The organism is Mesorhizobium sp. M0051, assembly GCF_040323235.1.
Taxonomy (GTDB): Bacteria; Pseudomonadota; Alphaproteobacteria; order Rhizobiales; family Rhizobiaceae; genus Mesorhizobium.
In genome coordinates this window covers 111,943-137,648 of sequence record NZ_JAMYUT010000002.1, presented here as the reverse complement: position 1 = coordinate 137,648, position 25,706 = coordinate 111,943, and the positions used below count along the sequence as shown (strand labels likewise).

General features: G+C 63.7%; 22 protein-coding genes and 2 pseudogenes. 12 read left to right on the top strand and 12 right to left on the bottom strand.

Annotated elements, in window-relative coordinates; all coding sequences use genetic code 11:
• Positions 1-13: 13 nt before the first annotated feature.
• The gene (locus NKJ90_RS02530) at positions 14-1,354 is read left to right on the top strand and encodes a hybrid sensor histidine kinase/response regulator (protein ID WP_023757667.1); all 1,341 of its coding nucleotides are present in this window, start codon (positions 14-16) and stop codon (positions 1,352-1,354) included.
• Between the two features lie 122 nt (positions 1,355-1,476).
• Entirely contained in the window at positions 1,477-1,983 is a 507-nt protein-coding gene (locus tag NKJ90_RS02525) for a GNAT family N-acetyltransferase (protein WP_198032177.1), read from the top strand.
• 29 nt (positions 1,984-2,012) lie between these two features.
• On the opposite strand, the gene NKJ90_RS02520 is transcribed toward NKJ90_RS02525, so the two are convergent.
• Positions 2,013-2,696, bottom strand: coding sequence for a response regulator (locus NKJ90_RS02520; RefSeq protein ID WP_023757669.1), 684 nt, complete (start codon positions 2,694-2,696; stop codon positions 2,013-2,015).
• Positions 2,697-2,871: 175 nt separating this feature from the next.
• Between NKJ90_RS02520 and NKJ90_RS02515 the strand changes: the two genes are divergently transcribed.
• The 3 genes from NKJ90_RS02515 (at position 2,872) to NKJ90_RS02505 (ending at position 5,381) form a co-directional block, all read left to right on the top strand.
• Positions 2,872-3,567 carry a fumarylacetoacetate hydrolase family protein gene (locus NKJ90_RS02515; protein ID WP_023757670.1) on the top strand — a complete coding sequence of 232 codons (696 nt, stop codon included), beginning with the start codon at positions 2,872-2,874 and terminating at the stop codon, positions 3,565-3,567.
• 4 nt (positions 3,568-3,571) lie between these two features.
• On the top strand, positions 3,572-4,222 hold the full coding sequence (gene maiA / locus NKJ90_RS02510; protein WP_023757671.1) for a maleylacetoacetate isomerase: 651 nt from the start codon (positions 3,572-3,574) through the stop codon (positions 4,220-4,222).
• Between the two features lie 118 nt (positions 4,223-4,340).
• The gene (locus NKJ90_RS02505; RefSeq protein WP_023757672.1) at positions 4,341-5,381 is read left to right on the top strand and encodes a zinc-dependent alcohol dehydrogenase family protein; all 1,041 of its coding nucleotides are present in this window, start codon (positions 4,341-4,343) and stop codon (positions 5,379-5,381) included.
• A 24-nt stretch (positions 5,382-5,405) separates the two neighbouring features.
• Here the strand turns inward: NKJ90_RS02505 and NKJ90_RS02500 are convergent.
• A pseudogene (locus tag NKJ90_RS02500) lies at positions 5,406-6,270 on the bottom strand (DMT family transporter).
• 105 nt (positions 6,271-6,375) lie between these two features.
• On the opposite strand from NKJ90_RS02500, the pseudogene NKJ90_RS02495 reads away from it, so the two are divergent.
• A pseudogene (locus NKJ90_RS02495) lies at positions 6,376-7,775 on the top strand (aminotransferase-like domain-containing protein).
• Between the two features lie 8 nt (positions 7,776-7,783).
• Here NKJ90_RS02495 and NKJ90_RS02490 read toward each other — a convergent pair.
• Complete coding sequence (locus NKJ90_RS02490) at positions 7,784-8,674, bottom strand: LysR family transcriptional regulator (protein WP_352485619.1); 891 nt, start codon at positions 8,672-8,674, stop codon at positions 7,784-7,786.
• Positions 8,675-8,804: 130 nt separating this feature from the next.
• On the opposite strand from NKJ90_RS02490, the gene NKJ90_RS02485 reads away from it, so the two are divergent.
• Entirely contained in the window at positions 8,805-10,274 is a 1,470-nt protein-coding gene (locus NKJ90_RS02485; RefSeq protein WP_023757674.1) for an MFS transporter, read from the top strand.
• A gap of 17 nt (positions 10,275-10,291) precedes the next feature.
• Here NKJ90_RS02485 and NKJ90_RS02480 read toward each other — a convergent pair whose 3' ends face one another.
• From NKJ90_RS02480 to NKJ90_RS02470, 3 genes are all read right to left on the bottom strand, one after another.
• Positions 10,292-10,789, bottom strand: coding sequence for a MaoC family dehydratase (locus tag NKJ90_RS02480; RefSeq protein WP_023757675.1), 498 nt, complete (start codon positions 10,787-10,789; stop codon positions 10,292-10,294).
• Between the two features lie 193 nt (positions 10,790-10,982).
• The gene (locus NKJ90_RS02475) at positions 10,983-11,405 is read right to left on the bottom strand and encodes a phasin family protein (protein ID WP_023757676.1); all 423 of its coding nucleotides are present in this window, start codon (positions 11,403-11,405) and stop codon (positions 10,983-10,985) included.
• A gap of 113 nt (positions 11,406-11,518) precedes the next feature.
• Complete coding sequence (locus NKJ90_RS02470; RefSeq protein WP_023757677.1) at positions 11,519-12,814, bottom strand: DUF445 domain-containing protein; 1,296 nt, start codon at positions 12,812-12,814, stop codon at positions 11,519-11,521.
• A gap of 199 nt (positions 12,815-13,013) precedes the next feature.
• Between NKJ90_RS02470 and rirA the strand changes: the two genes are divergently transcribed.
• Entirely contained in the window at positions 13,014-13,478 is a 465-nt protein-coding gene (rirA, locus tag NKJ90_RS02465) for an iron-responsive transcriptional regulator RirA (protein ID WP_023757678.1), read from the top strand.
• Positions 13,479-13,517: 39 nt separating this feature from the next.
• On the opposite strand, the gene NKJ90_RS02460 is transcribed toward rirA, so the two are convergent.
• From NKJ90_RS02460 to hemP, 5 genes are read right to left on the bottom strand one after another with little or no spacing between them, the layout of a single operon-like run.
• The gene (locus tag NKJ90_RS02460) at positions 13,518-14,306 is read right to left on the bottom strand and encodes a heme ABC transporter ATP-binding protein (RefSeq protein ID WP_023757679.1); all 789 of its coding nucleotides are present in this window, start codon (positions 14,304-14,306) and stop codon (positions 13,518-13,520) included.
• A 25-nt stretch (positions 14,307-14,331) separates the two neighbouring features.
• Positions 14,332-15,435 (bottom strand): FecCD family ABC transporter permease, encoded by a 1,104-nt coding sequence (locus NKJ90_RS02455; RefSeq protein ID WP_023757680.1) that lies wholly within the window; start codon positions 15,433-15,435, stop codon positions 14,332-14,334.
• 11 nt (positions 15,436-15,446) lie between these two features.
• Positions 15,447-16,337 (bottom strand): heme/hemin ABC transporter substrate-binding protein, encoded by an 891-nt coding sequence (locus tag NKJ90_RS02450; protein WP_031259652.1) that lies wholly within the window; start codon positions 16,335-16,337, stop codon positions 15,447-15,449.
• An 11-nt stretch (positions 16,338-16,348) separates the two neighbouring features.
• On the bottom strand, positions 16,349-17,410 hold the full coding sequence (locus tag NKJ90_RS02445; RefSeq protein WP_023757682.1) for a hemin-degrading factor: 1,062 nt from the start codon (positions 17,408-17,410) through the stop codon (positions 16,349-16,351).
• Between the two features lie 23 nt (positions 17,411-17,433).
• Positions 17,434-17,640, bottom strand: a complete 207-nt coding sequence (gene hemP / locus NKJ90_RS02440) for a hemin uptake protein HemP (protein ID WP_023757683.1) — start codon at positions 17,638-17,640, stop codon at positions 17,434-17,436.
• 198 nt (positions 17,641-17,838) lie between these two features.
• Here hemP and NKJ90_RS02435 point away from each other — a divergent pair, with 198 nt between their 5' ends.
• The 4 genes from NKJ90_RS02435 to hmuQ all read left to right on the top strand — a co-directional run bounded on the left by NKJ90_RS02435 (position 17,839) and on the right by hmuQ (position 21,969).
• Positions 17,839-20,037 carry a TonB-dependent hemoglobin/transferrin/lactoferrin family receptor gene (locus NKJ90_RS02435; protein ID WP_023757684.1) on the top strand — a complete coding sequence of 733 codons (2,199 nt, stop codon included), beginning with the start codon at positions 17,839-17,841 and terminating at the stop codon, positions 20,035-20,037.
• A gap of 5 nt (positions 20,038-20,042) precedes the next feature.
• Positions 20,043-20,486, top strand: coding sequence for a hypothetical protein (locus NKJ90_RS02430; protein ID WP_023757685.1), 444 nt, complete (start codon positions 20,043-20,045; stop codon positions 20,484-20,486).
• A 274-nt stretch (positions 20,487-20,760) separates the two neighbouring features.
• A complete protein-coding gene (locus NKJ90_RS02425; RefSeq protein WP_245266434.1) occupies positions 20,761-21,600 on the top strand; it encodes an energy transducer TonB family protein in 840 nt (279 codons plus the stop codon).
• A 54-nt stretch (positions 21,601-21,654) separates the two neighbouring features.
• Complete coding sequence (gene hmuQ / locus NKJ90_RS02420) at positions 21,655-21,969, top strand: heme-degrading protein HmuQ (RefSeq protein WP_023757687.1); 315 nt, start codon at positions 21,655-21,657, stop codon at positions 21,967-21,969.
• 13 nt (positions 21,970-21,982) lie between these two features.
• Here the strand turns inward: hmuQ and putA are convergent, their stop codons facing one another.
• Positions 21,983-25,594 carry a bifunctional proline dehydrogenase/L-glutamate gamma-semialdehyde dehydrogenase PutA gene (gene putA, locus NKJ90_RS02415; protein WP_023757688.1) on the bottom strand — a complete coding sequence of 1,204 codons (3,612 nt, stop codon included), beginning with the start codon at positions 25,592-25,594 and terminating at the stop codon, positions 21,983-21,985.
• Positions 25,595-25,706 lie beyond the last annotated feature (112 nt).

Here is a 25,706-nt window from a genome sequence, read left to right as displayed (position 1 = left end):
GCGGCGGAATACGATGCCGCTGAGGGACATAAACGATCTTGAAAAGCTGAAGAAGATCAACGCGGCACTGGTCAGCCGCGTCGAACGGTCGATGGACCAGCAAGGCAACGCCTTCTCGCTGTTCCAGACAGCGATTTCGCTGGAAAACCGGGTGCGCACGCGAACCGAGGAACTGCACTCGACCTTGCGCCGGCTGGAGCAATCGAACATCGACCTCAGCGCCGCCAAGGAAAACGCCGAACTGGCAAACCTGTCCAAGACAAGGTTTCTCGCCGCCGCCAGCCACGACGTGCTGCAGCCGTTGAACGCGGCCCACCTCTCCGTTTCGGCGCTCGCCGAAGTGCAGACCAGTGACGAGGGCAAGAAGCTGGTGCGGCAGGTCGAGCGCTCGCTGGAGACGATGGAGGACCTGCTGCGCACGCTGCTCGACATCTCCAAGCTCGATGCCGGCGTGGTGCAGCCCGACATAAGCGACGTCAGCCTGGAGGCGCTGTTCTCGTCGCTGCGTTCGGATTTCCAGCCGGTGGCGGAACTGAAAGGACTGTCGCTGAAGTTCCGGCCGGTCAATGCCGTGGTCCGCTCCGACCGCACGCTGCTGCGCCGCATCCTGCAGAACATCCTTTCCAACGCGCTGGGCTATACCCGCTCGGGCGGCGTGCTGGTCGGCACCAGGCATCGCGGCGACACCATCCGCATCGACGTCGCCGACACCGGCTGCGGCATCCCCGACGACCAGCGCGAGGCGGTGTTCGAGGAATTCCATCGCGGCACCTCGTCCGCCAATGCCGAACTGGACGGTGGCGGTCTCGGCCTCGGACTTGCCATCGTGCGCCGCATGTCCAGCGCGCTCGGCCATCCCGTGACATTTTCATCGAAGGTCGGGCGCGGCACCATCTTCCACATCGATGTTCCCGTCGGCTTCGGCGCCCCGGCCGCCGCGATCGCCAGCCTTGCCGACATGGAACGGCCCCGCGGCTATGGGCTGTTCGGCACCAAGGTGCTGCTGGTCGAGAACGATGTCGAAGTGCTGCAGGCCATGATCTTCCTGCTCGAGCGCTGGCAATGCCTGGTGCGGGCCGCGACCTCGACCGACGATGCCCTCGACATGCTCGGCGACACCGACTGGGTGCCCGACATCGTCATTGCCGACCAGCATCTCGACGGCGGCGATCTCGGCACCGCGACCATCGCCGAAGTTCGCGACTATCTCGGTCGCGCCGTTCCGGCGCTGATCGTCACCGCCGACAGTTCCGAAGCGGTCGCCAAGGCGGCGCGTGCGGGTGGCATCGAACTTATGCGCAAGCCACTGAAGCCGGCGCAGTTAAGGGCACTGCTGGCGCATTTGCTGGCTTAGGGCGGAACTACGGTGACAAGTGCGCATTTGCCTGGCAACCGAAACCCGATGGCGACTGTCGGCGTTTGTGGGCAATGAGCTTTAGAGTCGAACCGCTTGCTCGACAGAATTGGCCGGCGTTCGTGGATCTGTTTTCGGTGAGCGGACCGGTCGGTCGTTGCTGGTGCATGTACGGAAAGATTGGCCCGGCTTACCGCCAGCGGCTACCCGATGAAAATCGGCGTGCATTTCAGCAATCGGCGTTATCTGGCGATGTGCCCCAGGGCCTTTTGGCCTTCGACGGAGAAGTGACCGTGGGATGGTGCCAAATCACGCCCGTCGAAGCAGTGCCTTACCTCAAGACAAGGTGGACCGGCGCCGAAGACCGTCGGGAAAAGACATGGTTCATCTCCTGCTTCTACGTCCGCAAGGGCCATCGTCGACGCGGGATAACTCGAGTACTGATCAAGGCGAGCATCGCTCACGCAAGACGACATGGCGCCGAGGCGATCGAGGCGATGCCGCTCGATGGCAGCAAGTCGCCGAGCGCAACGGGTAGCGGGTACGTGTCGACCTTCGAGAGCGCAGGGTTCCAAGCCATAGCACACCGCGATGCGGCCCACCCGCTGATGAGACTTTCATTGTCATAAGCCACGACGCGCACGCCCGCCGTTGGCCCTCAAAACCCAGCCTGGTCCCGAAACAGCTCCGCATTGTCGAGCTTCGACACCTCGATCACCGCCTGCGTGCGGCTGTAGACATTGAGCTTGCGCAGGATTTCCGACACATGCGCCTTCACCGTGGTCTCTCCCACCTGCAGCTCATAGGCGATCTGCTTGTTGAGCAGGCCCTGGCGTAGCATCTGCAGCACCCGCAGCTGTTGCGGCGTCAGCGTCGACAGGCGCTGCACCATGTCGGCGCGGTCGACGCTTTCGGCGTCGGGCGTGCGGCCTTCATAGGTTTCCGGCACATAGATCGCGCCTTCCATCACCGAGCGTATGGCGGCGGCCAGGTCGCTCTTGCGCGCCGATTTCGGAATGAAGCCGGCGGCACCATAGGACAGCGCCTCAGAAATGATCTTCGGCTCCTCATGGCCGGAAACGATCACCACCGGCAGGCGCGGATAGCGGGTCCTGAGCTGCAGCAGCCCGTCAAAGCCGTGCACGTCAGGCATGCTGAGATCGAGAAGCGCAAGGTCGAACGGCTTGGCGCCGGCCAGCAGATCGAGCGCCTCGGTGATCGAGCGCGCTTCCACCGTGTCGACTTCCGGATAGGCCATCTGCACCGCGCTGTGCAGCGCCTCGCGAAACAGCGGATGGTCGTCGATGATCAGGAACCGGGCGCGATCGTGGATTGCGGTCATAGGGGTTCATTTCAGTTCGTGGGCGATTAGAATAACCTCGCCAGCATGGCCAGATTATTGCCAAATAGTATATCGCCATCTCCGGCGGAAAGCGCCGCCGGCACTTCCTCGACCAAATCGCCTTGCCCGGCCGCCCAAATCGGTCGAATGTTGCGGTAATCAGGCAGAGACCTACATGACAGACTTCGTCCTTCCCTCGCCCGCAATCGCATCGGTGGCCGTTGCGGGCTCGCCTGAGCGTTTCGCGGTGCGCCGCATCTTCTGCGTCGGCCGCAACTACGCGGCGCATGCCCGCGAGCTCGGCAATGACGAGCGCGACCCGCCCTTCTTCTTCACCAAGCCAGCCGACGCGGTGGTCGATTCCGGTTCGACGATTCACTACCCGCCGCTGACGGCCAATCTGCACCACGAGATCGAGCTGGTTGCCGCGATCGGCAAAGCCGGCTTCCGCATTGCCCGTGACAAGGCGCTGGATCATGTCTGGGGCTATGGCGTCGGCATCGACCTCACCCGCCGCGATCTGCAGGACGAGGCCAAGAAGGCCGCCCGTCCGTGGGACTGGGCGAAGGCGTTCGACCGCTCCGCGCCTTGCGGTCCACTGGTCCCCGCGGCGAGATCCGGACACCCGCAAAAGGGCCGCATCTGGCTCGCCGTCAACGGCCAGGTCAGGCAGGATGCCGACCTCGCCGAGCTGATCTGGCCGATATCGGATATCGTGTCGATCTGCAGCGAGGCGATGGAGTTGCAGCCCGGCGACCTGATCTTCACCGGCACGCCGGCCGGCGTCGGCGCGGTTCGTGCCGGCGACACGATGACTGGCGGCGTCGACGGCATCGGCACGATCGAAATAACCATCGGCCAACCGAAGTGATCGCATGAGCGACCTCGTCCTGCACAACTACTATCGCTCCTCCACCTCCTACCGGGTGCGGATCGCGCTGGAGATGAAAGGGCTGAGTTATGACTACGTGCCGCATCATCTGCGCCATGGCGAGCATCTGGAACCGGCCTATCTCGCAGTCAATCCGCAAGGGCTGGTGCCGGCGCTGGTCCTCGGCGACGGCACACTGCTGACGCAATCGCTGGCGATCATCGAATTCCTCGACGAGACCAGCCCGGAACCACCGCTGCTGCCAAGCGATCGGGCTGGTCGGGCACGCGTGAGAATGCTGGCGCAGATGATCGCCTGCGACATCCACCCGGTGAACAATCTGCGCGTGCTGACCTCGCTGCGCACCCTGTTCGGCGCCGGCGACCAGGACATCACCAACTGGTTCCGCCATTGGGTGAACGAAGGCTTTCAACCGCTTGAGAAGATCCTGGCTTCGTCGCCCGAGACCGGAACATTCTGCCATGGCGAGACGCCGGGGCTGGCTGACATCTGCCTGGCCGCGCAAGTCACCAGCAACGCCCGCTTCGGCGTCGACCTGAGCCCCTATCCGACGATCGCTCGCATCAACGCCGCGTGCATGGCGCTGCCGGCTTTCCAGAAGGCGGCGCCCCAGAACCAGATCGATGCTGAATAGGGCTTCATCGGCCGACGCGTAACGTCGGCGCCCGGTTCTGGCGGAATCGATTTCCGCTTGACCCAACTGGGAATCGGCTATCGTTTTCCTGCAACGCAGCAGGGTGGGAGTGTGACCTATGAGAGCCGTCGTCTTCGAGAAATTCGGCGAAGCGCCGACGATCCAGACTGTTCCCGATCCGAAGCCGGCTGCCGATGGCGTCGTCATCAAGGTCGAGGCGACAGGGCTTTGCCGCAGCGACTGGCATGGTTGGATGGGGCATGACGACGGCATTACGCTGCCGCATGTGCCGGGGCACGAACTGGCCGGCATCGTGGTCGCGGCCGGCAAGCAGGTCACCCGCTGGAAAGCAGGCGAACGCGTCACCGTGCCGTTCGCCGTCGGCTGCGGCCGCTGCTTCGAGTGCAATTCGGGCAATCACCAGGTCTGCGAGCACCAGACGCAACCTGGCTTCACCGGCTGGGGCTCATTCGCCGAATATGTCGCCATCGAACACGCCGATACCAATCTGGTGCGCCTGCCCGACGAGATGGAATTCGCCACCGCCGCCAGCCTCGGCTGCCGCTTCGTCACCTCGTTTCGCGCCATTGTCGATCAGGGCCGGGTCACGCCCGGCGAATGGGTGGCGGTGCATGGCTGCGGCGGCGTCGGCCTGTCGGCGATCATGATTGCCAGTGCCATGGGCGCAAATGTGATCGCCATCGACCTCACCGACGAGAAGCTGGATTTCGCCAAAAAGATCGGCGCCGTCGCCACCATCAATGCGTCCACGACGTCGAATGTCGTCAAGGCGGTCAAGCAGATCACCAATGGCGGCGCGCACATGTCGATGGACGCGCTCGGCCACCCCACCACCTCGTTCAATTCGATCGCCAATCTGCGCCGGCGCGGCCGCCATGTGCAGGTCGGCCTGATGCTGGGCGAGCATGCGCGGCCGCAGGTGCCGATGGACAAGGTGATCGCCTTCGAACTCGAAATCCTCGGCAGCCACGGCATGCAGGCCTACCGCTACCAGGCGATGATGGACATGATCCGCAACGGCAAGCTCAGGCCCGAACTGCTCGTCGGCAAGAAGATCAGCCTCGACGAAGCACCCGCGGCCCTGATGGCGATGGGCGGCTTCGAGGGCATCGGCATCGGCGTGGTGACGAAGTTTTAGCCGGCCCGGTCGCCCGAGTCGGCCCTACCTTGCAAACTTCTTCGCGCCGAACACGCACAACACCACGCCGAGCGTGACGACGACCATCAGCGGGCTGACCTGCTCGTGCAGCAGCGTCGCCGCCAGGGCGAGGCCGAAGAAGGGCTGCAGCAACTGCAACTGCCCAACGGCGGCGATGCCGCCTTGCGCCAGGCCGCGATACCAGAAGACGAAGCCGATCAGCATGCTGAACAGCGAGACGTAGCCCAGTCCGATCCAGGCGTTGGATCCGACGCCGGCAAAGGACGGCGGCAGCGTCGCGAAAGTCAGCACCAACATGATCGGCAGCGACAGCACCAGCGCCCAACAGATCACTTGCCAACCGCCGAGCTTGCGCGACAGCGCTGCCCCCCTCGGCATAGCCCAGGCCGCAGGCGACGATGGCGGCGAGCATCAGGCCATCACCGATCGGCGAAGCCGTCACGCCTTGCGTCAGGGCAAAGCCTGCGACCAGCGCACTTCCAACGCACGAAAACAGCCAAAACGCCGGGCGCGGACGGTCACCACCGCGCAGTACGCCGAAGATCGCGGTCGCCAGCGGCAGCAGGCCGACGAAGATGATGGAATGGGCCGTGGTGACGTGCTTCAGCGCCAGGGCGGTCAGCAAGGGAAAACCGACGACCACGCCAAGTGCAACGATCACCAGCGACAGCAGATCGCCACGCTCCGGGCGTTTCTGCCGGAACAGGAGCAGCAGCGCCAGGCCGAGCATTCCGGCAATCGCCGCCCGGGCCGACGTCAGGAATGTCGGATCGAAATCTTTCACCGCCACGCGCGTTGCCGGGAGCGAGCCGCTGAAGATCAACACGCCAATGAACCCGTTCACCCAGCCGCTCGCGATCTTGTCCATCATATGCTCCGTTTTGTCGGCTCTGTATCGAGCGGAGCCCGTGGCATTGCCAGAGACAATGCGGTACAGTTATACAAAACTGTCATGGGCAATTGAGCAGTACGGATGGACAGACAGACCACAGGCGAAAGCAGCGGAACGCTGGTCGAAGGCGTCATGACGACGATCCGTCAGCGGATCGCGGCAGCAGCCTGACGCCGGGAGCGAGATTGCCGTCGATCCGCGCCTTCGCCAAATCCATGCAAGTGTCCAAATCCACCGTGGTCGAAGCCTATGAGCGGCTCGCCGCCGAAGGCGGGATCCGGTCCCGGCCGGGCTCGGGCTTCTATGCCGCCGGCTCGCTGGCGCCACTGTCGCTGGCCGAGATCGGTCCCCGCCTCGACCGCGCCGTCGATCCGCTCTGGATCTCGCGCCAGTCGCTGGAAGCCGGCGACGACATGCTGAAGCCCGGCTGCGGCTGGCTGCCGGCCTCCTGGATGCCGCAGGCCGGATTGCGCCGGGCATTGCGCACGGTGGCGCGTGCGGCCGATATTTCGCTGGCCGACTACGGCACGCCACTCGGTCTGCCGCCGCTGCGGCAATTGCTGGCGCGGCGCATGGCCGGGTATGGAATCGAAGCCTCGCCCGACCAGATCATACTGACGGAATCGGGCACGCAGGCCATCGATCTCCTGTGCCGGTTCCTGATCGAACCCGGCGACACCGTGCTGATGGACGACCCCTGCTATTTCAACTTCCACGCCCTGCTGCGCGCTCACCGGGCCAAGGTCGTCAGCGTCCCCTATACGCCGTCGGGACCGGATATCGACCTGTTCGCGCAGGCGCTGGCCGAGCACCACCCGCGCCTCTACATCACCAACTCCGCCATCCACAACCCGACCGGTGCGGTCCTGTCGCCGGTCACCGCGCACCGCCTTCTCAAGCTCGCCGACCAATCGGATCTGACCATCGTCGAGGACGACATCTTCGCCGATTTCGAACATGCCCCTGCCCCCAGGCTGGCAGCGTTCGATGGCCTGAACCGCGTCGTCCACATCGGCAGCTTCTCCAAGACACTTTCAGCGTCGGTTCGCTGCGGCTTCATCGCGGCACCCCGCGACTGGATCGAGGGCCTGACCGACCTCAAGATCGCTACGACCTTCGGCGGCGGGCGGCTTGCGGCCGAACTGGTGCTGACGCTGCTGAAGGACGGCAGCTACCGCAAGCATATGGAGTTGCTGCGCGCGAGGCTTGCGCGCGCCATGGGCGAGACGAGCGCCCGCCTGAAATCGATCGGCATCGCGCCCTGGATCGATCAGCCGGCCGGCCCGTTCCTGTGGTGCAGCCTGCCGGATGGGGTGGATGCGGCTGAAGTGGCCCGCCGCGCCTTGGCCGACAACATCGTGCTAGCGCCCGGCAACGCATTCAGCCTGTCCGGAACTGCCAGCCGCTTCCTGCGCTTCAACGTTGCCCAATGCGCGGACGAGCGGATTTTCAGGGTGCTCGAGGCGGCGATAGCGCGTTGATTTGCTTGTTACCGCGCCGCGCAAACCTCTCGCACACAGTCGCGTAGCCAGCGTTGCGCCGGATCGGCATCGAGCCGCGGGTGCCACAGCATGGAGATAGTGACCCCCGCTGTGGCGACCGGCAGGGGAAAACTATGCATGCCGGCGCGTGCGCCCTCCGTATGCCGCTCCGGAACGCTGGCAATCAGGTCGGATGTTCGGGCCATGGCAAGTGCTGCCGAGAAACCGGAAACCATGCACACGACCGTCCGCTGCAGCCCGAGCAGGCTCAAAGCCTCGTCGATCGGCCCTTTCTCGCGGCCACGCCGTGAAACGCTGATGTGCCGGCCCGCCGCATAGCGCTCGGGCGTCACCGCGCCCTCACTCAAGGGATGACCCGTTCGCACGGCGCCGATGAAGCGGTCGCGAAGCAATGCCTGAATGCGCACCTCCGGTCCGGTCTCGCCAGCGACGCCTATGTCCAGATCGATCGCCGCGTCGCGCAACGACATGACGTCCTTGTCGGATTTCGGTGCAAAGCGCAGCCGCACGCCGGGCGCATCGGCCTGGATACGGGCGACGAGACGAGGCGCGAATTCTTCGACGAAACTTTCATTGGTGCGCAGCGTGAAGACCCTGTCCAGGCTACGGAGATCAAGCAGGGTGGCAGGCCGCAGCAGCGCCTCCGCATCCTGGACGACACGGCCGACCTGCCGTCGCAGTTCTTCCGCGCGCGGCGTCGCCACCAGGCCACGTCCGGCGCGAACCAGCAGCGGATCGCCTGTTGCCTCGCGCAGCCGAGCCAGGGTGCGGCTCATCGCCGAAGGACTAACCCGCAGGCGTCCGGCGGCGCGCGCCACGCTGCCTTCGGACAGCAGGATATCGAGAGCAAACAGCAAATTGAGATCGGGCGATGCCATGCCGGATCATAGCACATCATATGGCGTTTGATGCACGAATAAGATGCAAATGCTGCGTCTTCCGCCATATCGATCAAGGGACTAGATCTCCGCTGACTCTGGTTCTGGAGCTGATGGAAGGGAGATCGCCGTGGCAATCGCTGAGCAAAATCGGGACGGGCGCGCTTCGGCGCTGCAGCAGATGCAATCCGCCCGCTGGGCGCTGGCAAGCCTGTCGCTCGCCACGCTGCTGTCGTCGCTGGGAACCAGCATTGCCAGCGTCGGGCTGCCATCGCTGATGCAGAACTTCGGCGCATCATTCCAGTCCGTGCAATGGGTTGTTCTGGCCTATCTCCTCGCCATCACCACACTGATCGTCAGCGCCGGACGGCTGGCCGACATGTTCGGGCGCCGGTCGTTGCTGCTTGGCGGCATCGCGCTGTTCACATCGGCATCGGGGCTCTGTGGCCTGGCGCCGACACTCGGGCTGCTGATCGCCGCGCGCGCCGTGCAAGGGCTTGGCGCGGCGTTGATAATGGCGCTGACGCTGGCTTTTGTCGCGGAAACGGTGAGCAAGGAACGGACCGGCAGTGCCATGGGCCTGCTCGGTGCCATGTCCGCGATCGGGACGACGCTTGGCCCTTCGCTCGGCGGCCTCTTGATCGCCGGCTTCAGCTGGAGGGCGATCTTCCTCGTCAATGTCCCGCTAGGTGTGCTCACCTTCGCTCTCGCCTGGCGTGCCTTGCCGGCGCGCAATAAAACCGCGCAGGTCGACCGAGGCACGTTCGATGTGATGGGCACGGTCCTGCTGGCCTTGACATTGGCCGCCTATGCGCTGGCCTTAACGCTTGGCAGAGGCAATTTCGGGGCGCTCAACATCAGCCTGCTGGTCATTGCCGGCATTGGCGTTGTTCTGTTCGCCAGGGTGCAGACGAAAGTGAAAAAACCCTTGATCCAGCTTGCCAGCTTCCGAAACTTCCAGCTGAGCGCCAGTCTCGCTATGAGCCTGGTCGTCGCCACGGTGATGATGGCGACCTTGGTGGTGGCCCCGTTCTACCTGTCGCGCGGGCTCGGGCTGGATGCCGCAATGGTCGGCCTCGTGCTGTCGACCGGCCCGCTCGTCTCGACCCTGTCGGCGCTGGTGGCCGGACGCCTGACCGACCGCTTCGGCGCTCACAGGATGATGGTCGCCGGCCTGCTGAGCCTTGCCACGGGCACCTTCCTGCTGTCACTCGCCATGACCAAACTCGGCATTGTCGGCTATGTCGTTCCGATCACCGTCACCTGCGTCGGCTACGCGCTGTTCCAGACATCCAACAATGCAGCCGTCATGACCGGTGTCGGTGCCGGCGAGCGCGGCGTCGTCTCCGGCCTGCTCAATCTTTCACGCAATCTTGGGCTCATCACCGGCGCATCGTTGATGGGCGCCATATTCGCCGTCGCGTCGGCTAGAGGACACGAAGGTATTGGTCCTCTGAGTTCCGATGCCGCCGCACGGGGAATGCAGGTCACCTTTCAGACGGCAACGGTGCTGGCGCTGGTCGCGCTGGTCCTCGCATTGCTCTCGGTCCGCGCCGAGTTCAGGCGGCAGAGACTGGTGGAAGTGTCGCAAAACCTCTGATCTGCGCGAACCGGCGCTCAGGCCCCTGCCCGCTTGCGGCGCTCATAGAGCATGACCAGCGTTTCAGCCGTCAGAGCGGGCTTTTCCTCGCCTTCGATCTCGACCGTATTGGCCGCCTTCATCAGATACTGGCCGGGGCCTTTGTCCTCCATGGACAGCAGCGTGATGCGCAGCCTGATGCGTGCGCCGACCTTGACCGGCGCTAGGAAACGCACCCTGTCGAAGCCATAGTTGAAGGCGGCCTGGGTATTCTCCGGCACGATGCCCATGCCGAGCGCCAGCGCGCCGATGATCGACAATGTCAGGTAGCCATGCGCGATCGTCGTGCGGAAGGGGCTTTGCCGCCGCGCCCGTTCAGGATCGACATGGATCCATTGATGGTCGCCGGTGCATTCGGCGAACTGGTCGATCCGGTTTTGGTCGACCGTCGTCCATTCCGACACGCCAAGCTCCTGCCCGGCCATCATCCTCAACTGCTCGTAGGTCGGCGGCGTTTTAGGCCGTATTTCGGTCATTCCTGGTTTCCCGATCGCTTGCCAAGCCTCCGGACCACGAACTGACGGCCTCTGTCAATTCGCCCTGCGCGAATCCGTTCCGCCGAACCAGGCCACAATCGCGCCATGGCTCCCTGCGCAAGGGGCTGGTCAAATCGGGATTTCCCGGCCTTCAGAGCGGCCGGCAGCAATGAGCCGGCCTGGGCCACAGCTGCTACTTCTTCTCGTAGCCGGCGCGAATTTCCTCCATCGCCTCCTTGATGCGCGTGCGCAGAATATCGACCGATTCGGTACCGGATTTCTTGACCAGTTCAGCGACTTCGCCGGCATTCTTCAATGCCGCCTCGAAGGACTTTCTGGCAAATTCCGTTTGTTTGGCCATCAATTCCTGCGGATTGCCAGGCGCCCTGTAGCTTTGTGCCATATCGGTGACTTCGCGCAGCGTGTCCTGCAACATCTCGCGCTGCCTGGACAACAGCGAGGACGCGCCGGCGGCACCGGCCCGCGCCGATTTCTCCAGCGCTTCGAGGTTCTTGCGATGATGGGCCAGGATCGCCTCGACATCGGGCACCTTCAGGTCGCGGCCGAATCTGCCGAACATGTCCATGAAGGAATCGGATTCCGGTTGTTTTGCCATGCTGGTTTTCTCCCCTTTGCCGCGGATGCGGGCACCCTCAGCGGGAGAATAGCACTCGCGTGCCGTGTGTCCATTTCGAACCCGATGGAAATCAACGCCAGCCTGGCGCGCAATCAATTCACGAGGAACAGCCGCTCTGCCAGATAGAGCACGACACCCGCGAGCCCGCCGATGATCATGCCGTTGAAGCGGATGTATTGCAGGTCCCTGCCGATGTTCATCTCGATCAATCGCGTCAGCTGCGCAAGATCCCAGCGCTTGACCTGGTCGGCGATAAATGTCGACACGCCGCTTTTCTGGCTCTCCACGAACGACGCGAGCGCCACCACGAACCCCGTGTTCATGTCGGCCCTGATCTGCGCATCGCTTGCAAGATGCCGCCCGACCTCGACGAACATGTTGGCAAGATGCGCGCGGATAACCGAATTCGGCGCCTTGGCGTCCTGCTCGATGAACTGGCCGAGGCTTGCCCACATGTCGCCGGCCAATGCCTTGACCTCCGGCCGTGCCAGGAAATCGCGCTTCAGCTTCTCTGCGCGTTTGGCATATTGCTTCGATGTCCTCAGCCTTTCGACGAAGCCCAGAGCGAAATGGTCGAATTCGGCGCGCATCGGGTGATCCGGATCGGCCCTCACCTCGTCGAGCAGCGAGCCGGCCGAGGCGACGATCTTCTTCAGGAGATAGGCGTCGGCGCGAAACAGGTTGAACAGCGACGGCAATTCCTCGCGGATTTTCTCGCGCATCGTCGCCAGCGCCTGTTCGTCGTTGAGAAACCGGCCGATCACCTTGGTGAACTCGTCGAACAGTTTCTGATGACGGCGATCATCGGTTAGCGCGGACAACAGCTCGGCTGCCAGCGGCGCCAGCGGCACCTTCTCGATCTGCTCGAGCATGCGGCTGGTGACGAAGCCGCGCAGGCCGGATTGCTCGACGGCGGCCAGCGTCTGCGGCACCAGCCGCACGACGAAGCGCGACAGGTCGGCGGCGCGCTCGGTATCGGCCAGCCAGTCGGCGACCAGCGCCGAGAAATCGACCTCGGCAAGCTTTTCGCGCACCGGCTCGGGCGCCAGGAAGTTGACCTCGATGAAGCGGCCGAGATTGTCGGCGATGCGGGTCTGGTTCTCGGGGATGATGGCGGTGTGTGGGATCGGCAGCCCCAGCGGCCGCCTGAACAGCGCCACCACCGCGTACCAGTCGGCCAGCCCGCCGATGGTCGCGGCCTCGGCAAAGGCAGCGACGAAGCCGAGCCACGGATAGCTATGCTCTAACGACTTGGCCATGGCGAAGACGAGAACGCACAGCGCCAGTGCGGCTGTTGCCGCGAATTTCGTGCGTCGCAGCGCCGAAAGCTTGGCGTCCGCGTCGCTACCGATTCGCAAAGGGGTCATGGCCTGGGCCGATTGTGCCATGGTCGAGCTACTCCTCGTCCGTTGCGAGCTAATCTAGTATCTCGCTTGTCCGAATGCCCGCCCTATCCTGCGCGGTCACGGTTTTCCCCGGCCTTGCACATAAGTTGACGCGAATATTCACCTATTATGCCGCGCTAGTCTGGAATTATTCCAAGGTATGGGCCATATTCGATTCAACCTATTGCTTTGCGAGGACAAAATGCGGTTAACGCGCCAAACCAATTATGCCATGCGCATCCTGATGTATTGCGCGGCAAACGATGACCGGCTGAGCCGCATCCCCGAGATCGCCGCCGCTTATTCGGTGTCGGAACTGTTCCTGTTCAAGATCCTGCAGCCGCTGGTCGAACATGGCCTTGTCCAGACCGTGCGGGGCAGGAATGGCGGCGTCAAGCTTGGCCGTGGCGCCGAAGCGATCAGCTTGTTCGATGTGGTGCGCGTGACGGAGGAAAGCTTCGCTATGGCCGAATGCTTCGAGAACGATGCCGCCGAATGCCCGCTGGTCGATAGCTGTGCGCTGAATTCGGCGCTGCGCGAGGCGCTGAACGCGTTCTTCGCGGTGCTGGAGCGCTACACGATCGCCGATCTGGTGGCGGCGCGCCCGAATGTGCGCAACCTACTCGGCATCGACATGCTGTTGGAGCGCCGCGCCCCGGCTGCCTGAACCTGGCGACGTGTGTCTGGCTAGACCTACTGCAATAAATTAGGCCGCTGACTGGGGCAGCACGAACGGCATGTTCCCGGCCGGCAGCACGCCGACCCTGAGCCGGCAGTCGAACACTTTCTCGATCAGGTCATCGCTCAGCACGTCCTGCGGCGACCCGGTGGCGGCCAGCCGGCCATAATGCATGACGAATATCCTGTCGGCAGACATGGCCGTCAGATTGAGGTCATGCAGGATGGCAACCACGCCGCCGCCTCTTCTGGCAAAGTCGCGAGCAATGTCCATGATGATCAGCTGGTGCTTGATGTCGAGGCTGGAAACCGGTTCATCAAGGAAGAGATAGCGCGGCTTGCCGTCGAGCACGGGCGCCCAGACCTGGCACAGCACGCGCGCAAGCTGGACGCGCTGCTGCTCGCCGCCCGAAAGTTCCTGATAGAAACGTCCGGCAAAACCGTCGAGATCGACGCGCGCCAGCGCCCGTTCCGGCAGCCGCGCATCCTCGCCCGGCAGGACGCCCGAGCGGCCGCCGACAAGGCCAAGCTTGACCACTTCTCGCACCGTGAACGGGAACGACAGCGTCGTCGCCTGCGGCAGCACCGCGCGCTGGACGGCGGTCTCGACCGGCTTCATCGCGCAGAGATCGCGGCCGTTGAGGGCGACGCGCCCGGTATAGGCGAGGTCGCCGGAGAGCGCCTTGAGGAAGGTCGTCTTGCCCGAACCATTGGGGCCCACGATGGCGGCGATCTCGCCGGGCCGCGCGTGGAAATCGACACCGCTGACGATACGCTTGCCTGCGATGTCAACCGAAACGTCCCTTGCCTCGATCATCCCAACTCTCGCAAATAAACGACTCTCACAGGTCGACTACGCCGCGCTTGCGCAGCAGGATCCAAAGGAAGAACGGTGCGCCCGCGATCGCGGTGACGATGCCTATCGGCAGTTCGGCCGGTGCCACGACGGTGCGAGCGACCGCATCGGCCAGCAGTAGCAATGAGGCGCCGAGCAGCGCCGACGCCGGCAGCAAATAGCGATTGTCCGGGCCGATAGCCAAGCGCAGCAGATGCGGCACCACGATGCCGACGAAGCCGATGCCGCCGCTGACCGCGACGGACGCGCCGACCGCCGCCGAGACGCCGACGATGGCCGTGTATTTCAGCCGCTGCACCGGAATGCCGAGATGGCCAGCGGTCGCCTCGCCCAGCGCCAGCGCGTTAAGGCCCCGTGCCAGGAACGGCATCGCCGCCAGCGCCAAGACGATGATCGGCCCAACCGAAGCAATCTTCGCCCAGGTCGCACCGCCGAGCGATCCGAGTGACCAAAAGGTCAGGTCGCGTAACTGGCGGTCGTCGGCCATGAAGACGAGAATGCCGGTCAGCGCCATGGCGAGCGCGGCCAGCGCAATGCCGGCGAGCAGCATTGTGGCAACCGAGGTCTGCCCCCGTCGTGTCGCAACCTGATAGAGCACCAAAGTCGTCGCAAGCCCGCCGAAGAAGGCCGCCAGTGGCAGCGCAAGCGTGCCGACTATGGCTGTCGCGGGAGCCAACACTGTGGCGCCGAGTACGATGACGGCAACCGCGCCGAGGCTGGAGCCAGCCGAAACGCCAATGAGGCCGGGGTCGGCCAGCGGATTGCGGAACAGCCCCTGCATGACCGCGCCGGAGACTGCGAGCGCCGCGCCGACCAGCAGGCCGAGGGTGATACGCGGCAAACGGATGTCGTAGACGATCAAGCTGTCGCGGGCGCTCAACGCGGCGTTATCAGGCACGGTGCCGAACAGCCAACCGCTGATGACATTGACCGCTGACGCGTCCGACGCTCCTGATGTCAGTGATAGCAGGACGGCAATGAAGAGCCCCAGGCACAGCAGCAGGATGACGATGCGGGCTCGGCCTGACCGGTCGCCTTCGGATGCGCTCGCCATCGCCTTCACCGGACCGGCGATCGATTGATCGACCATAATTTGCCTGCTCAATCCGTGACCTGCCCGCCATAAAGCGAGACGGCGAGCTCGTGGATGGCGTCAGCGGTGCGCGGCCCGAAGCCGAGCAGATAGGAGCCATCGATGCGGATCAGCTTGCGCGCGGTTCCGGCAGGCGTCGAGGCGATCGACGGATTGCCGAACAGTTCGTCGTCCGACACCGGAGGCCCGGCATTGCTCATCATCAGGATCACGTCCGGCCTGGCGGTGATAACAGCCTCGTCGGACATTTGCTTGTAGCCGGAAAAGCCTTCGACCGCGTTGACGCCGCCAGCCAGCCTGACCATTCCGTCGGCGGCGGTCTCGCTGCCGGCAGCCAGGATCTTGCCGCCTTGTATCGACAGCACGAACAGGATGCGCTTGCGCTGCATGATCGGGGCCGTCTGCTTTTCGGCGGCCGTGAGCCGGGCATCGAGCTCCTTGGCCAGCACCTCGGCCTTGGCGTCAACGCCGAGCGCCTTGCCGACGATGCGGACCTTCTCGAGGATACCCTCGTGGCTATAGTGCTCGGGCACTTCGATGAACGGGATGCTCGTCTTCCTCAAGACATCGACGGCTTCCTTGGGACCGCTGCCGTGCAGCGCCAGGATGCCTGTCGCGTTGACCGACAGGACGCCTTCCGGCGACAGCGCGCGCATGTAGCCGACATCAGGCAGCTCAAGCGCCGCTTTCGGATACCGGCTGGTGGAATCGCGCGCCACCAGATGCTTCTCCTCGCCGAGCGCGTAGACGATCTCGGTGATCGAGCCGCCAATGGCCGCAATCCTCGAGGGATCGGCAAATACGGCCGTGCCTTCCGTGGCATTGACAGGTTGCAGTGCGACGAAAGCAAGGGACAGACCGATCGCCGGCCCGGCGATGATCTTGGAAATGCAACCCATTGTCGTTCTCCTCAGGCTGCAGTCGGGCTTGGGATGCGCGGCAGGTTCTCCGCCAGGAACCGCCAATCGTCACGCTCGCTCTCGCCCTCATGACGCTTGCCGAAGAACTGGATGATCATCTTGCCGTCGGCGTCATAAACCTCGAGCGAGGTGACATGACCGTCCTTGGTCGGCTTGCGCACGGCCCAGACCTCGTGGATGTGATCGGTTCGCAGGTGCAGGTGGAAGGTTTCATCCAGCACGTTGATCCATGGTCCCATCGGCTTGATGGATTTGATAAGTCCGGAATGGATCTGGATGCAGCCGCGGTTTCCGACAAAGCACATGATCGGTATCTCGCCCTCCGCGGCATGATGGAACATGACACGGACAGCGTCATTGTCGAGCAGCCAGGCATAGTCCTGGCCGACCATGCGCACCGCCTGCCGGCGGCTGAGCTTCAACGTCTTCAGCATGCCGAAGAACTGGTGCACGTCGGTTAGCCGGCTCCAGCGGTCGCGCAGATCGTCGAGATTGGCGGTCGCTTCGTCGCCATGGATCTCGTCATCGGAGACTGGCCCGAAAATGTCGACCGTCGGCTCCTGATCGGGCGATTCGAGCGCGGCGACCAATTTTTGATACGCATAGAGGCTGGAAGCCGGCCGCAGATGCACCTTGTGCACGGCCTCGCCAGCCGCGTCGAAGAACTGCAGGCTGCGGCGAATCTCGTCGCCATCGCGCTTTTCCACGGCAAAGCCATGCACCCACGCTTTCGGGAAGATGCGCAGGTCGATGTTTTCGCCAAGCACCATGGCATTGTGGTTGCCCGTGACGACCTTGTCATAGACCCCGATCTTTTCGTGCACCGCGCTTTCATTGCGGGTCAGCGCCATGACCTCGCCGACGGCCTCGAGGCCGGTCAAAAGATCGTTGACGCGCGGCTCGATGCGAACGACGCCATCGCCGCAATGCGCGGCTGCCAGCTCGGCCTCCGAAATGCCGAGTCGGGCAGCCAGATCACGCTCGCGCGCCTTCGGATTGTCTGTCCGTGCCCGCCGGATTTCATGCGGGGCGGGTTTTACGCGCTGGTCCATATCTCGGTCCCTATTGCCTTGCCTTACTTGTTGAGAATGAGCTTGCCCTGCCGGGTAATCTTCAGCCGGTAGAGCGCGCCATGATGCTCGATGCCGATCTCGTGCTCGCCCTGGAACAGGGTGTTGCTGGACAAGGTTCGCACCGCCAGCGGAACCCGGTCGAAACGGGCGGAGGCATCGTCGGAGCGGCGGACGCGATAGCGAAAATCGTTGGGATTGTGGGTGTTCATCTGGATCGATCCCTTTCCTGTGCCGGGCGTCTGGCTAGGCGTTGCGTAATCCGATTCATTTCTTGACTTGAATAATCAGGTTTACTAGTCAGTGCAATACAGGATTAAATGAGTCAAGATTTAAGACACCGGACACGATCAAAAATGCCAGCCAGCCCCAGGCCAGCCAGCATGGAACCTGGACTTTGGAGTTGGGGCATGGGGTTGGTGAATTGGGAATGGCGCGGCCGGTCGGCGGCGAACGGTGCGGCGGCCTTGCTGGCAAGCGTGGCGGCGATCGCCCTGTCGGCGCAACTGGCCAACGCCCAGCAGGCGGCGCAGCCGGCGGATCAGACGAAGAAGGCTGACGAGGAAAAGGCGGCACCGGCGGGAGCAACGCTGCTCGACAAGATCCTCGTCATCAGCCGCACCGGCGAGACGGCGATCGAATCGCTGGCGTCGGCCAGTCATGTCGGCCAGGAACAGCTCGACCGCCGCATGGCGACGACGCCCAATGAGATGCTGCTGGGCGTGCCCGGTGTCGCGGCGCAGGCCGACGCCAGGCGCGTCAGCACCAGCATCAACATCCGCGGCTTGCAGGATTTCGGCCGCGTCGCGGTTATCGTCGACGGCGCACGGCAGAATTTCCAGCGCTCCGACCACGGCACGCAGTCGACCTTCTATATCGACCCGGAACTCGTCAAATCCGTCGACGTGATCCGTGGTCCTGTCGCCAACACCTACGGCTCGGGCGCCATCGGAGGCGTCGTCTTCTTCGATACCAAGGACGCCACGGACTTTCTCAAGCCGGACGAGACGTGGGCCGGTTCCGTCACCGGACGCTATGAGAGCAACGGCAAGGGCTGGACCACCAGCGCATCCGGCGCCTACCGCTTCAACGAGAACTGGGATGCGCTCGGCAACATAGTCTACCGCGACTACGACGACTACAAGGATGGCGGCGGTGATACCGTCAAGGGCACCGGCTTCGACGTGCTCAGCGGCCTGCTCAAGACCACCATCCGGCCGACCGACAACAGTGAACTGAAGCTCGGCTGGGTCGGCTCAAGCGACGGCTGGAACGAGATCAGCGGCGGCGTGCCCGTCAATGACGTCGACCTGAAGTCGAATACCTTCACGGCCCGCTACAACATCACGGATGAGGACAAGAGCTGGCTCGATCTCCACATCAACACCTCCTACAACAAGACCAACCTCGACCTGACCAGCCTCGTTCCTCTCAAACGGTTTGATCCGAGCACCGGCCTTCCCGTGGTGTTGCCGGCTGGCTCGACATCGACGTTCGATATCGGCACGACCGGCATCGATATCTGGAACACATCCAGATTCGAGACCGCGGGTATCGCGCACGAACTGACCTATGGCGGCGACTGGGCCGGCGATAACGTCAAGACTGGCGGCACGGCCGGCGGCGACAGTTTCTACACGCCCTCCGGTAAGCGGAACGTGTCAGGCGCCTATATCCAGGACAAGCTCACCTGGGATTGGCTCGAAGTCATCGCCGGGTTGCGTTACGACAATTACAGCCTCAAGGATGACACCCACGATATATCTGGCGACAGGGTATCGCCCCGGATCACTGTCGGTGTCTCACCGTTCGAATCGGCAGGCCTTGCAGGTCTTCAGTTTTATGGCACCTACGCCGAGGGCTATCGCTCGCCGTCGATTACCGAGACGCTGATCAGCGGCAATCATCCGGCGGGCGTCAGCTTCCCGTTCCTGCCCAATCCCAATCTGCGGCCCGAGACCGGCAAGACGACCGAGTTCGGCATCAACTACAAGCAGAACGATATCCTCGAGGCTGGCGACGCGTTTCGTCTCAAGGCCGCCTATTTCAACAACGACGTCGACGACTATATCGATGGCGTGACGCTGTCGGCATTCGACCCGACCAGCGGCTGCCCGTTCGGCCCCGGCATCCCGATCTGCTTCCAGTATCAGAATTTCGCCAAGGCCAAGATCCATGGCTTTGAACTGGAAGGCGTCTATGACGCCGGATGGGGCTATGCTGCACTTTCAGCTTCCATCACCAATGGTCACACAATTTCCTACAAGGATGTGGAAGCGGACCTCGCCACCATCCTCTCCTCCCAGGTCACCGCGCAGCTCGGCCTGCGGTTCCTCGAGGACAAGCTGACTGTCGGCGGCGAAGTCCAATACAATGGCAAGCCGAAGGGCAATCCGATCGCCGAGGACTACACGCTGGTCAATGCCTTCGCCAGCTACCAGGCGACCGACAATTTGAAGATTGATTTCCGCGCCGACAATCTGTTCGATGTCAAATACGCCAACCCGCTCAACCTCACCACGGCTGGCCAGCCGGCGCAGCCGGTCTTCGCCGCCTACGAGCCCGGCATCACACTGAAACTGGCGGCGACCATGCGATTTGGAAGCTGATGACAATGACGAGCTTGACGACATCCCTTCGTCTGCTGACCTCGACGCTGGCGATGTCGCTTGCGATGGTTCCGGCGTGGGCACAACAGTCCGCGCCGGTCCCCGCGCTCAGCCTCGAACTCAACGCTGCGCAACCTTCCGACAGGGGTTGCCGCCTGACCTTCGTGGTCAACAACAATCTCGGCGCCGACCTATCCAAGGCGGCGTTCGAGATCGCACTGTTCAACGAAGCCGGCGTCGTCGACCGGCTGACAGTGCTCGACTTCAAGGAATTGCCGGCGGGCAAGACCAAGGTGACGCGTTTCGATCTGGCCGGCATCGAATGCGCCAAAGTCAGCCGCGTGCTGATCAACAGCGCGACCGAATGCACCGGCATCGGCGTCGAACCGAATGCCTGCATGCGCAAGCTGAAGACGGACACCAAGACCGGAATCGCTTTCGGCGTCTGAGGTGGGACTGCATCCCGCATTCACGCGAAACACAGTGGCATGGCCTGTGGCCGGCTTCCGCGCGCTGTCCTCTGGACCAAGCGATCTTGATTTGACAATTCTGCTCGGGTCGCTGCAGGTCTCGACGCGAGACATGCAGGATATCAGCCCCCTCACAGACGCCAGCGCCGAGTTGGCCATAGAACCAACCGAGCCGCTCGCACCGCCGCGGCCATCGGTCTGGAACCGCAAATGGACGGCAGCGATCGTCGTCTCATGCCTGCTCCATGCCGCGGTGGCGGCGGCCTTTCTGGTCTCGCCTTCGGGGACATTCGATTCCAGGGATGCCGAGCAGCCGGAAGGCAGTGATCAGTCGGGCAGCAACGTGGTCGGCAGCACGCTGGATAAGGATCCGGCGGCCATAAATGTTGCGCTGGTGCCGAACCCGCAACCGGCTAAACCACAGCCGGCAACGCCGCCCAAGCCGGCGCCGCCAACAGAACCTGCGCAGCCCGCCCGGCAAGCGGCGAAGCCGCCGCTCAAGCCTTTGCCGGAACCTGTCAAACAGCAGACGATCACCCCGGACATATTGGTGGCCGGCGCCCCACGCCCCGATGACCAGAGCGTGTCTCCCAAGGCCGAAACGCCGGCACAGCCGACGGTTCAGGCCGAGAGCATCGAAATGCCTGTCGCCGTTCCAGAACAGGCGCCGATTCCAAGCGCCAGGCCAATTCCTGCAGTTGTCCCAGCAACTGCTAGCGAACCATACGAGAAGCGCGGCACAGCGGACGGCCACGAAATAAAAGCGGCAATTGCCAGCAAAGGCAAAAAACGAACCGATGCCGGCAACGCGGCAACGTCTCTCTATAGCGGCGAGGTGGCCAACAAATTGGCTCGCGCCAATCGCCGCGTTTCGAAAGCGGCGCAATCGACCGCCCGCAACAATGCTATGGTGGCATTTGTGGTGCTGGCCAATGGAACCATCAGCGACTTGCAACTTGCCAAAAGCTCAGGCTCTCCGGAACTCGATCAATTCGCGTTGGAGCTGGTGCGAAAACAGGCACCCTTCCCTCCCATTCCGCCGGAGACCGGAAAGTTAAGCTGGCGGTTCAAAGCACCAATCGGCCCATTCTGAGTCTCCGTGGCCCGTTACGCCAGCCATCGATCGTCAAGCATGAAAGGAATCACGATGTACATCGCCATGAACCGCTTCAAGGTGCAGGCCGGCTCGGAGACCGATTTCGAGGCCGTATGGAAGAACCGCGACTCCAGCCTCGCGGAGATGAAGGGGTTTAGGGAATTTCACCTGCTGCGTGGCCCGGTCAACGAGGCCGAAGGCTACACGCTGTTTGCGTCGCATACGGTGTGGGCGAGCCATGATGATTTTATCGCCTGGACCAAATCGGAGAATTTCCGTGCCGCCCACGGCAATGTCGGCACGACAAAAGTGCACTATCTCGGCCATCCCCAGTTCGAGGGCTTTTCGGTCGTCGAGGGCGCGTAATAACAGGCCGGGGTCAAGCTCCGGCCAGCAGGCTCGCATTGCCCCCGGCAGCCGTCGTATCGACGCAGACAGCCCGTTCATGTGCATAGGCCGCCGGGTTCAACACCTCGCTGACCAGCGGCACGATCGGACCGGAGCGGTTGGCAATGACCTTGCGCACGACACGCGCAGCCTCGGGCGTGCCCGAGAAAGCGACGACATCGACGCGCAGCGATCGCGCTTCGACCGGATCCGGCCGGCCGTCCAAGGCGGCCAGGGGCAGGCCCTTGCCGGTCAGCGCCGAGAGCGCCGCCGGTGCGCCGGGCGCGACCGCCAGCACCGCATTGCCGGCAGCGAGCGCCTGGATCGTCTGCGCGAGCAGCGTATCGCCATCGGGACCAAGGCATAGCACCCGTCCGCGTGGCGACAGCGAGAGCGTGTTGGCTTCGCCGGTCGGTCCCGGCAGATCGACCTGGCCGAAGTCGATGCCGGCGGCAGCGCCAATGGCTGCGGCACCCTTGCCGCGCAGATGCTTCCTCAGAATGGCGATCCGGTCCGGGCGCGTCGACCAGCCGCCAAGTGTGGGATCGGGCAGATTGTCGGCAAGTTCGGTCGCCGTGACCTTATGGCCATCCTGCAAATGGGTGCCGGCCTCCGGCCCCTTGCGAAAGCGGCGGAGATAGTGCGGACCGCCAGCCTTCGGACCGGTGCCTGAAAGCCCCTCGCCGCCAAACGGCTGCGAACCGACGACGGCACCGATCTGGTTGCGGTTGACGTAGATGTTACCGGCATGGATGCGGTCGACGAAATGCTGAACGCGGCCCTCGATGCGGGTGTGCAGGCCGAAGGTGAGGCCATAGCCCTTGCGATTGATGGCGGCGATGACCCCGTCGATCTCGTCGGCGTCGAACGTGGCGACGTGCAGCACCGGCCCGAACACCTCGCGCTCCATGTCCTCGATGCCCTTGACCCGGAAGATATGCGGCGCGACGAAGCGGCCCACTTTGGGCGCCTCGAGCTTGGCGATCAGCCGGCCCTGCAGGCCCATCTTCGTGCAGTACTCGCGGATCGAACTCTGCGCCTCGTCGTCGATGACAGGGCCGACATCGGTCGAAATCCGCCAGGGATCGCCAACGCTGAGCGCCTCCATGGCGCCCTTCAGCATCTCCAGCATCTTCTTCTCGACGTCCTTCTGCACATAGAGCACGCGCAGCGCCGAGCAGCGCTGGCCGGCACTCTGGAAGGCCGAGGCCAGGATGTCGCGCACGGCTTGCTCGGGCAGCGCGGTGGAATCGACGATCATCGCGTTGAGACCGCCGGTCTCGGCGATCAGCATTGCGTCGGGCGCGGCCGTCTCTGACAGCTGTTTCTCGATCAGCTTCGCGACCTCGGTCGAGCCGGTGAAGCAGACGCCGGCAATGCGCGGATCGGCGGTGAGCGGCCCGCCGACCGATGGGCCGTCGCCGGGCAGAAGCTGGATGACATCTTCCGGCACGCCGGCCTCGCGCAGCAATTCGACGGCGCGGAAAGCGATCAGCGGCGTCTGCTCGGCCGGCTTGGCGATAACCGAATTGCCGGTGACGAGTGCGGCGGCGATCTGGCCGGTAAAGATGGCGAGCGGAAAGTTCCACGGCGAAATGCAGGCGATGGCGCCGCGCGCTTGCGTGCCCGCCTCCGCATTGGCCGCCTCAGTGGCGTAGTAGCGTAGGAAGTCGACGGCCTCGCGCACCTCGGCGACGCCGTCGGCCAGCGATTTGCCGGCCTCCCGAGTGGCGAGTGCAAAGAACTCGACGGCATTCGCCTCGTAGAGATCGGCAGCGCGGTTCAGGATGGCCGCGCGCTCGCCCACGGGACGCTTCGTCCAGGCCGGTTGCGCTTCCACTGCAAAGCGAACGGCGGTCGCCACCTGCTTGGCAGCGGCTTCACTGACCGTGCCGACCACCTCGGAAGGCTTTGCCGGGTTTACAATTGGACGCTGCTTGCCGTAGCCGGCCGCCCGGGTGATCGGCTTGGCATGCCAGCGATCCGGCCCGACGAAGGCCGCCCTGGCCTTGTCGATCGCCGCCAGCGTCATTGTGTCGGTGATATCGAAACCCTTCGAGTTGCGGCGACCGGCCCCAAAAATCTGCGAAGGCCGGGCAATCGCCGGATTGGCGGCCGGACCCTGGCTCTCCACGGTTTCGAGTGGATCGCGGGCAATGTCCTCCGGCTCGACGTCCTCGTCGGTGAGCTGGTGCACGAATGAGGAGTTGGCGCCGTTCTCCAGCAGCCGGCGGACCAGATAGGCAAGCAGATCGGAATGCGCACCGACTGGTGCATAGATGCGGCAGCGCGTGCCCTCGGCCCGGCGCACCGTTTCGTGCAGGGCCTCACCCATGCCATGCAGGCGCTGGAACTCGAAGGTATCGCGATTGTCAGCCATCGACAGTATGGCGGCGACGGTGTGGGCATTGTGGGTGGCGAATTGCGGATAGATGCGGTCGGTCATGCCAAGCAGTTTCTTCGCGCAAGCGATGTAGGAGACATCAGTGTTGACCTTGCGGGTGAAGACGGGATAACCGGCGAGCCCGAGCGTCTGCGCCCGCTTGATCTCGGTGTCCCAATAGGCGCCCTTGACCAGCCGCACCATGATGTTGCGGCCGTACTTCTTGGCCAGTGCATAGAGCCAGTCGATGGCGAAGGCCGCGCGTGGTCCATACGCTTGCACCACCACACCAAAACCGTTCCAGCCGGCGAGCTCCGGCTCAGCCAGCACCCGCTCGATGACATCGAGAGACAGATCGAGGCGGTCGGCCTCCTCGGCATCGATGTTGAGACCCATGCGCGAATGGCGCGCGGCCAGCGCCAACGACAGCAGTCGCTCGGCCATGACCGGCAGCATCCCGTCCTTCTGCGCCACCTCATAGCGCGGATGCAGCGCCGACAGCTTGACCGAGATTCCGTGGTTCTGGCGGATATCAGGGCCATTGGAACCGGCGTCGAGCGAGGAAATCGCGTCGGCATAGGCCTTGTGGTAACGCAAGGCATCGGCCTCGGTGCGGGCTGCCTCGCCCAGCATATCGAAGGAATAGAGATAGCCCTTCTGCGTCATTGGCCGGCCGCGCTTGACGGCTTCAGTGATGGTGCGGCCGAGCACGAACTGCTCGCCCATTTCGCGCATGGCGGCGGCCACTGCCTTGCGGATGACCGGCTCGCCCAACCGCCGCACCATCGAGCGCAGCGTGCCTTCGATGCCGCCCTCGCCTTCATCGAGGACACGGCCGGTCAGCATCAGCGCCCAGGTCGAGGCGTTGACGAAAATGGAACTCGAGCCGCCCGAATGCGCCGACCAGTCGTGCGGCGCGATCTTGTCGGCGATGAGGTCGTCCATCGTCTCGGTGTCGGGCACGCGCAACAACGCCTCGGCCAGGCACATCAGCGCCACGCCTTCCTTGGTGGAAAGACCGTAGGCGGAGAGGAAGACTTCCATCAGCCTTGGATCGGACGATCCACGCACCGCCCGCACCAGATCCGCGGCGCGGGCAGAGATTGCCTTGCGGTCTTTCGCTGAAAGCCCCGTCGCCTCGGCCAGTCGCTTCACGGCCTCGTCTTCGTCGGGCAGATAGTTGGCGCGGATCTGCTGGCGGATGGCATCAAGCGCTGGCATGGCGGTCCCATGGATCGAGCAAAGGGGATCGGGCCGGCGGTCACCGAACCGAATGGCGCAAGCTAGCACAAATGCGAAATTTCGGCCGGTCCAAAGAAATCGACACTGCAGC

What these genes read in the sequence shown, in the direction of transcription:
- NKJ90_RS02530 (WP_023757667.1), top strand. Translation starts at nt 14, where the DNA reads ATGCCGCTGAGGGACATAAACGATCTTGAAAAGCTGAAGAAGATCAAC.
- NKJ90_RS02520 (WP_023757669.1), bottom strand. Translation starts at nt 2,696, where the DNA reads ATGACCGCAATCCACGATCGCGCCCGGTTCCTGATCATCGACGACCAT.
- NKJ90_RS02515 (WP_023757670.1), top strand. Translation starts at nt 2,872, where the DNA reads ATGACAGACTTCGTCCTTCCCTCGCCCGCAATCGCATCGGTGGCCGTT.
- maiA (WP_023757671.1), top strand. Translation starts at nt 3,572, where the DNA reads ATGAGCGACCTCGTCCTGCACAACTACTATCGCTCCTCCACCTCCTAC.
- NKJ90_RS02505 (WP_023757672.1), top strand. Translation starts at nt 4,341, where the DNA reads ATGAGAGCCGTCGTCTTCGAGAAATTCGGCGAAGCGCCGACGATCCAG.
- NKJ90_RS02490 (WP_352485619.1), bottom strand. Translation starts at nt 8,674, where the DNA reads ATGGCATCGCCCGATCTCAATTTGCTGTTTGCTCTCGATATCCTGCTG.
- NKJ90_RS02480 (WP_023757675.1), bottom strand. Translation starts at nt 10,789, where the DNA reads ATGACCGAAATACGGCCTAAAACGCCGCCGACCTACGAGCAGTTGAGG.
- NKJ90_RS02475 (WP_023757676.1), bottom strand. Translation starts at nt 11,405, where the DNA reads ATGGCAAAACAACCGGAATCCGATTCCTTCATGGACATGTTCGGCAGA.
- NKJ90_RS02470 (WP_023757677.1), bottom strand. Translation starts at nt 12,814, where the DNA reads ATGGCACAATCGGCCCAGGCCATGACCCCTTTGCGAATCGGTAGCGAC.
- rirA (WP_023757678.1), top strand. Translation starts at nt 13,014, where the DNA reads ATGCGGTTAACGCGCCAAACCAATTATGCCATGCGCATCCTGATGTAT.
- NKJ90_RS02460 (WP_023757679.1), bottom strand. Translation starts at nt 14,306, where the DNA reads ATGATCGAGGCAAGGGACGTTTCGGTTGACATCGCAGGCAAGCGTATC.
- NKJ90_RS02455 (WP_023757680.1), bottom strand. Translation starts at nt 15,435, where the DNA reads ATGGTCGATCAATCGATCGCCGGTCCGGTGAAGGCGATGGCGAGCGCA.
- NKJ90_RS02450 (WP_031259652.1), bottom strand. Translation starts at nt 16,337, where the DNA reads ATGGGTTGCATTTCCAAGATCATCGCCGGGCCGGCGATCGGTCTGTCC.
- NKJ90_RS02445 (WP_023757682.1), bottom strand. Translation starts at nt 17,410, where the DNA reads ATGGACCAGCGCGTAAAACCCGCCCCGCATGAAATCCGGCGGGCACGG.
- hemP (WP_023757683.1), bottom strand. Translation starts at nt 17,640, where the DNA reads ATGAACACCCACAATCCCAACGATTTTCGCTATCGCGTCCGCCGCTCC.
- NKJ90_RS02435 (WP_023757684.1), top strand. Translation starts at nt 17,839, where the DNA reads ATGGGGTTGGTGAATTGGGAATGGCGCGGCCGGTCGGCGGCGAACGGT.
- NKJ90_RS02430 (WP_023757685.1), top strand. Translation starts at nt 20,043, where the DNA reads ATGACGAGCTTGACGACATCCCTTCGTCTGCTGACCTCGACGCTGGCG.
- hmuQ (WP_023757687.1), top strand. Translation starts at nt 21,655, where the DNA reads ATGTACATCGCCATGAACCGCTTCAAGGTGCAGGCCGGCTCGGAGACC.
- putA (WP_023757688.1), bottom strand. Translation starts at nt 25,594, where the DNA reads ATGCCAGCGCTTGATGCCATCCGCCAGCAGATCCGCGCCAACTATCTG.